The 5,361-nt window shown below is 34.6% G+C and carries 6 protein-coding genes; 3 read left to right on the top strand and 3 right to left on the bottom strand.

Features of this window, described 5'->3' with window-relative positions; all coding sequences use genetic code 11:
* The first annotated feature begins 249 nt into the window (after positions 1-249).
* Complete coding sequence (locus L6N96_05410) at positions 250-1,467, top strand: cysteine desulfurase (protein ID MCP8323597.1); 1,218 nt, start codon at positions 250-252, stop codon at positions 1,465-1,467.
* A 273-nt stretch (positions 1,468-1,740) separates the two neighbouring features.
* Here the strand turns inward: L6N96_05410 and L6N96_05405 are convergent, their stop codons facing one another.
* Positions 1,741-2,259, bottom strand: coding sequence for a hypothetical protein (locus L6N96_05405; GenBank protein ID MCP8323596.1), 519 nt, complete (start codon positions 2,257-2,259; stop codon positions 1,741-1,743).
* Positions 2,260-2,465: 206 nt separating this feature from the next.
* Here L6N96_05405 and L6N96_05400 point away from each other — a divergent pair, with 206 nt between their 5' ends.
* Positions 2,466-2,642 (top strand): hypothetical protein, encoded by a 177-nt coding sequence (locus tag L6N96_05400; protein ID MCP8323595.1) that lies wholly within the window; start codon positions 2,466-2,468, stop codon positions 2,640-2,642.
* Between the two features lie 66 nt (positions 2,643-2,708).
* Here L6N96_05400 and L6N96_05395 read toward each other — a convergent pair whose 3' ends face one another.
* A complete protein-coding gene (locus L6N96_05395; GenBank protein ID MCP8323594.1) occupies positions 2,709-3,458 on the bottom strand; it encodes a CPBP family intramembrane metalloprotease in 750 nt (249 codons plus the stop codon).
* 43 nt (positions 3,459-3,501) lie between these two features.
* On the bottom strand, positions 3,502-4,188 hold the full coding sequence (locus tag L6N96_05390) for a hypothetical protein (protein MCP8323593.1): 687 nt from the start codon (positions 4,186-4,188) through the stop codon (positions 3,502-3,504).
* Between the two features lie 500 nt (positions 4,189-4,688).
* On the opposite strand from L6N96_05390, the gene L6N96_05385 reads away from it, so the two are divergent.
* The gene (locus L6N96_05385) at positions 4,689-5,033 is read left to right on the top strand and encodes a hypothetical protein (GenBank protein MCP8323592.1); all 345 of its coding nucleotides are present in this window, start codon (positions 4,689-4,691) and stop codon (positions 5,031-5,033) included.
* Positions 5,034-5,361 lie beyond the last annotated feature (328 nt).

Raw genomic sequence — 5,361 nt, 5'->3', positions numbered from 1 at the left:
TCGAACATGAGAAAATAATCGCAACGATTGACAGCTACCCACCATGTCTGATAGTATCGATCACCTCGTAATTACATCGACTTAGATTAATAAATTTTAGTATCGATAAATTGAATCTGCGTCGACTTTTTGATGATTACATATAACAAATTCATTGTATCTACATGTTCTCTTCTTGCTGTAAGCTACTTTTTTAATAGAAATAATAAAATCACTAAACTTATTATCCTTATCTAGATTTAAAAATTGATAGATGTAGCGAAAATCAAACAAGACTTCCCTATATTTGAGCAGAGATTCGAAGGGAGACCTACCGTTTACCTTGATAATGCAGCCACGTCTCAAAGACCTAAGCAAGTTATCGATGCTATCAATGATTATTACAAAAGATATAACGCTACTATTCATAGATGTGTGTACAAACTAGGTGAAGAAGCCACGAATGCGTATGAAGGTGCCAGAGAAAAGATAGCCAGATTCATAAAAGCAGACTCCATTGAAGTAATCTTTGTGAAAAATGCGACAGAGGCGATAAACCTTGTAGCATATAGTTGGGGAAGAACCAACATAAAGGAAGGTGATAAAATCTTGTTGACAGTTATGGAGCATCATAGCAATCTTGTGCCTTGGCAACTCTTGGCTAAAGAGAAAAAAGCTCAGTTAGAATTTGTTGATATAAACGATGAAGGAGTTTTGAACATCGATGAATTTGGGAATTTTATGAATGAAAAGGTAAAGCTTGTATGTGTTACTCATGTATCTAATGTTTTAGGAACTATAAATCCAATTAAAGAGATAGTAAATCTTGCCCATGAAAATGGTGCTTTGGTCTTGATAGATGGGGCACAATCAGTTCCACACATGCCAGTAGATGTCAGAGAAATTGGATGTGACTTCCTTACATTCTCAGGACACAAGATGCTTGGCCCGACTGGAATAGGCGTCCTATATGGGAGAGAGGAGTTGCTTGAGGAGATGCCTCCTTTCTTAAGTGGTGGAGACATGATAAGAGAGGTTAATCTTAGAGAAGCAAGTTGGGATGATCTACCTTGGAAGTTCGAAGCTGGCACATCGAACATAGCGGGAACTATAGGTCTTGGTGCAGCGGTTGACTATCTGAGTAAAACGGGCATGGAGAACGTGGAAGTACATGAGAAGAAGTTGACGAAATATGCCTTAGAAAAAATGTCAGGATTTGAGAAAATCAGGATTTATGGTCGTAAAGATGTAGAAGTCCATAGTGGAGTTATCTCGTTTAACTTAGGATACTTAGATCCTATCGATCTTGCTGTTGAGCTTGACAAGGAAGGAGTGGCTATAAGGGCTGGGCATCACTGTGCTCAACCTTTGATGAGACGATTGGGAATACTTGGAACTGCGAGGGCAAGCTTCTATATATACAATACAGAGGAAGATATAGATTCTTTGATAAATGCCCTAAAGAAAGCAAATTATACAATTATTTAAGACAAACAACGGGATCGACAAGATTGACATAGGAAAGATCACCTGTGCTGTAAGAAGGCCGGCAGGCACTGGTTAGACGTCAAATTGTTAAATACTAAGTTATACTTAGAGCGCGAAAAATTAACGCATAGTCTTCTATTTAAGCCCCAAAAATGGGCCTTTAACCACCAAAATTCACGCTTAAAACCGAAATAAATCTCCCAGACCCGTCGGGACCGGGATCATAGGTCCCTACCCCTTATTTTTTAAGATTAAGGAAGCAATTCCTTTGGATCATTCTTTCTCGAAGAGTTTTTCTATGTCCTCTATCAGTTCCTGAATTAGCATTCTTATATTAACATTAGAGAAAAGAAGATGTCTAAAATCTTCATATTCTTTTCCTTTTCCAAAATGCCAAGGTTCGATATGTTCTAAATACTCAAGTCCGAATTTATCACATGTGGTTTTTTTAATCTCATTAATTTTCGTTTGAAATTCTTTAAAATGTCTGTTTAGGTCAGGTAATTCTTTCTCAATATCTTTATCTAAGCTTTTTTTCAAGATATCATTTACATACATATGATATATTTGTTGGATATTTGAAGTAAATAATGCTTCATCTTTAGTTCCTAAACAAGATGATAAATATGGTCGTATTTCTCGAATTATTGGCATTATCCGTTCCCTTCTGGCTTCTGACTTCTTTTGAAGATGTTCTCTAATCTTGAGGTAGGCTAATATACAAGATACAATGGTTCCAATAAAACCAAGTACGAAACCCCAAAATGCAAAATCGATTTGAAGTACTATCATTTAATCTTCCTCACAAATATTATTAAATCCCCATCCCTTGCCCCCTAGTCCTTATCATTACTATCTTTTGTAACTCTCGTATTTGTTACTGTTTTCGACCTAAACTTTCTTTTTCATAATTATAATATTCCTTGCAAGAACAAAAATCTATCTGATTCGAGTTTTGATTAAAAATGTTTAAATTATCAAATTAAATAAATATTATTATGGCATCCGAATTAAATATTAAAATAGTTGGTCTTTTAGCACTAATCGCATTATTGTTGACATTCACTTACCTGTTCATCGAAGCTGGTGAGTATATGGTACCTCTAATTTTGTTTTTTATCGCAATAATTTCGGCATTAGCCTTGATAGGCATCGTCTTTATGCCTAAAAAATAATGGTCTACAAAATTCTTTATGATACTGGCTGATGATATTTATTAGTGAATGTTAATGTAATAGTCATTAAAGCCAATAGAGGATGTATCCTATCGTTAATGGTACTCCGAATATTGTATTATGGATCAATATCGTAGTTAAGAGACTTCCTGTTGTTTGATAGGCATATCCCATAAGCAGGCCAATTGAAGTTGTTAATATAACAAAAAATATTACATTTTCTAGAGGTAAATACAAGATGTTGATGAAATGGAATCCGCCCCAAAAGATTGCACTAATGATCGTTCCTATATGGAGATCGTGCCCAAGAATCTTAACATATCCTTGAAGATTTTTCATCAAATAGGTTTGGATTAAGCCCCTAAACATGGTTTCTTCTGATAAACCAACAAATATCCATTGGAAAGTCATATTGCCCAAAACATTAACAAAAGTAATTGGATAGGGAATATCCAATGGTGCATTTTCAACAATTTGAAAAATGTACTCTAAAGACATAAGAAGCCCAAAAAATATGCCTATTCCTATTACACGCTTATGAGTGAACGGTGGTTTTTCTTTGTAATTAAAGCCGTATTCTCCCAACCCTCCCTTTGAGATATAATTGATCAATGTGAAAGGTATCACAAATTGGGGAATATGGACTAAGTACGCAAGAATCCATGAAGAATCCTTAATTAAAGTCTCGTAGTAGGAGAATGTTCTCAGCGTTACATAAATAAACACTATGATTAGTACAACTATGATTGTTATACTTAACATTCTGATTATTGGTTCAAGTTTAAATTTCACTTGAAATTCTGCTTTTTTCTTCATTGTTAAGAAATTGATTTCTATTCATAAATTAATATTAAAATATTCATATATAGAACCGGTTCAAGATTTCTATCAATATTCTACATATTGTGGGTATGAGAACTAGACCAAAAAGTTTCGTCAGGAAGCTTATGTCGATAGGCCATTCTTGGGCTGCTTTTATATTTCTCTCTTTAAGCTGTAAACTGAAAAGACGACCGATGAAGGTTATTGTCTGTTCACCGAATTGTTTTGCAGGTTGCCTTGCTAAAACCTCATCTAATTGTTGCCTCAACTGTTCTATTTCGTCTTCAATTTTAAACAATTCTTGTTTCTTCACTTTCAGAAGGGTGTTATGAATATTATAAAAAGGGAAAAGAATACTGATGATACCAATACCTATCAGGAAAAAGTAGGGTGAGAAAATAACATCAAGAAGGGGAACGGCTGGACTGCCTATAAAAGAAATTATTATACTTATTGAAATTGCAAGAAAATAAAACAAAGAAAACCACAAAGCCAACATGGTTAGACCCCGAAATTTTTCGATTGTTTTTTGAGATAGATCGATCTCCAACGGTTGTCGTGATATAAGGAATATCGTTAACCAAATCGATATACCAAACCAGATGCCAGTAGCTACAAGAAGATAGACAAAGATAGAGATGGAAATGTCCCAGATTCCATGTAGACTAGAGCCTTCAATCAACACTCTTTGGAAATCGTTAGGTACACTTGACCACAAGACCATAAAAACCAAAGCGATTAAAAGACATGGAATGAAACTGTAGCTATAACGTTCTACTCTTTCAGAGAATTTTTGGAATAGTGAGTCATTCAGTTTCAACAATGAACGAAAAGATGGAATAATATCAGGTAAAGAATGTTGAAACATATATGAACCAAAGAGGATAATTAAACCCGAGCCAAAGAGTCCCTGATAGATTTGAAGATTCGATATATATGATATCATTAGTCCATCCAGTGTATAAGCCAGAAAACCGGTAAGCCAAACCAAGAAGAGAAAACAAAATCTTACCAACATCTGTGAGGATATTTTCTTATCAATGGGGAAGCGGCTAAACAACAATTCAATCCAGACCATCTTCTTAGGCAATCTAAACACCACCTAGATGTTAAGTAAGGGTTGTATTGACCATTTTTAAATTATCAATCAAGAATAAAACACATTTTTTTCTTTAAAGCGTAAATGATAATACTCGCCACGACCTTTTATATGAAGGGTAATCCTTGACAGAGTGCTGTCGTTCTTGCAAATACTGGGATAAAGCATCTAAAAAGGTTCCTATCGATGTTCATAAAGTCCCTAAGAGAGGTGAATATATCGAATTATTGTCTGCAGGAAAGTCGGTGAAGATACAAGCTTGGGATTGGGAGACACTTGAGCCTTTAAGATTAGATGAGATTGCTCTACTAAGGTTCTGTTTCTACAAGGGAATCGTTAAGCCTTGGAGTATATGTAACAATTACTTGCCCAAGCTTCCTGACAGGAGAACATTTTGCTACTCAGAGAGTGGTTGCGAATACTCTGCCAAATGCCCTATTTACAAAGCTTTTACAAGTTATATAATGTAAGATATAGTATAATATTTTATATTGTGTAGAGCAATACGTAAGTTCTCAATTATACTCAAATTAATCTTTGGTTAATTAGTGGTTGAAGCGAATAACCCACTAAAGAAGAAATGAAAAATATTCGTTGAGATCCAAAGGATCTCTCGTAATATCATTGAATCTAAGACGACTGACGTAGTAGTTTTCTTGAAAGCAGTGTGGCGACTTCTTTAGCTGCCCCTCTTTTACATTTTATGAAAGTCTTATTCAGCACACCTATAGATATAATTCTTTTATGGATAGTTTTTCTTAAAGACTAAAGTATATTATTTAATAAATAATAAATAAT

The organism is Candidatus Methylarchaceae archaeon HK02M2, assembly GCA_024256165.1.
In the GTDB taxonomy this organism is placed as follows: Archaea; Thermoproteota; Nitrososphaeria; order Nitrososphaerales; family JACAEJ01; genus HK02M2.
This window is presented reverse-complemented; position numbering and strand designations above follow the sequence as displayed.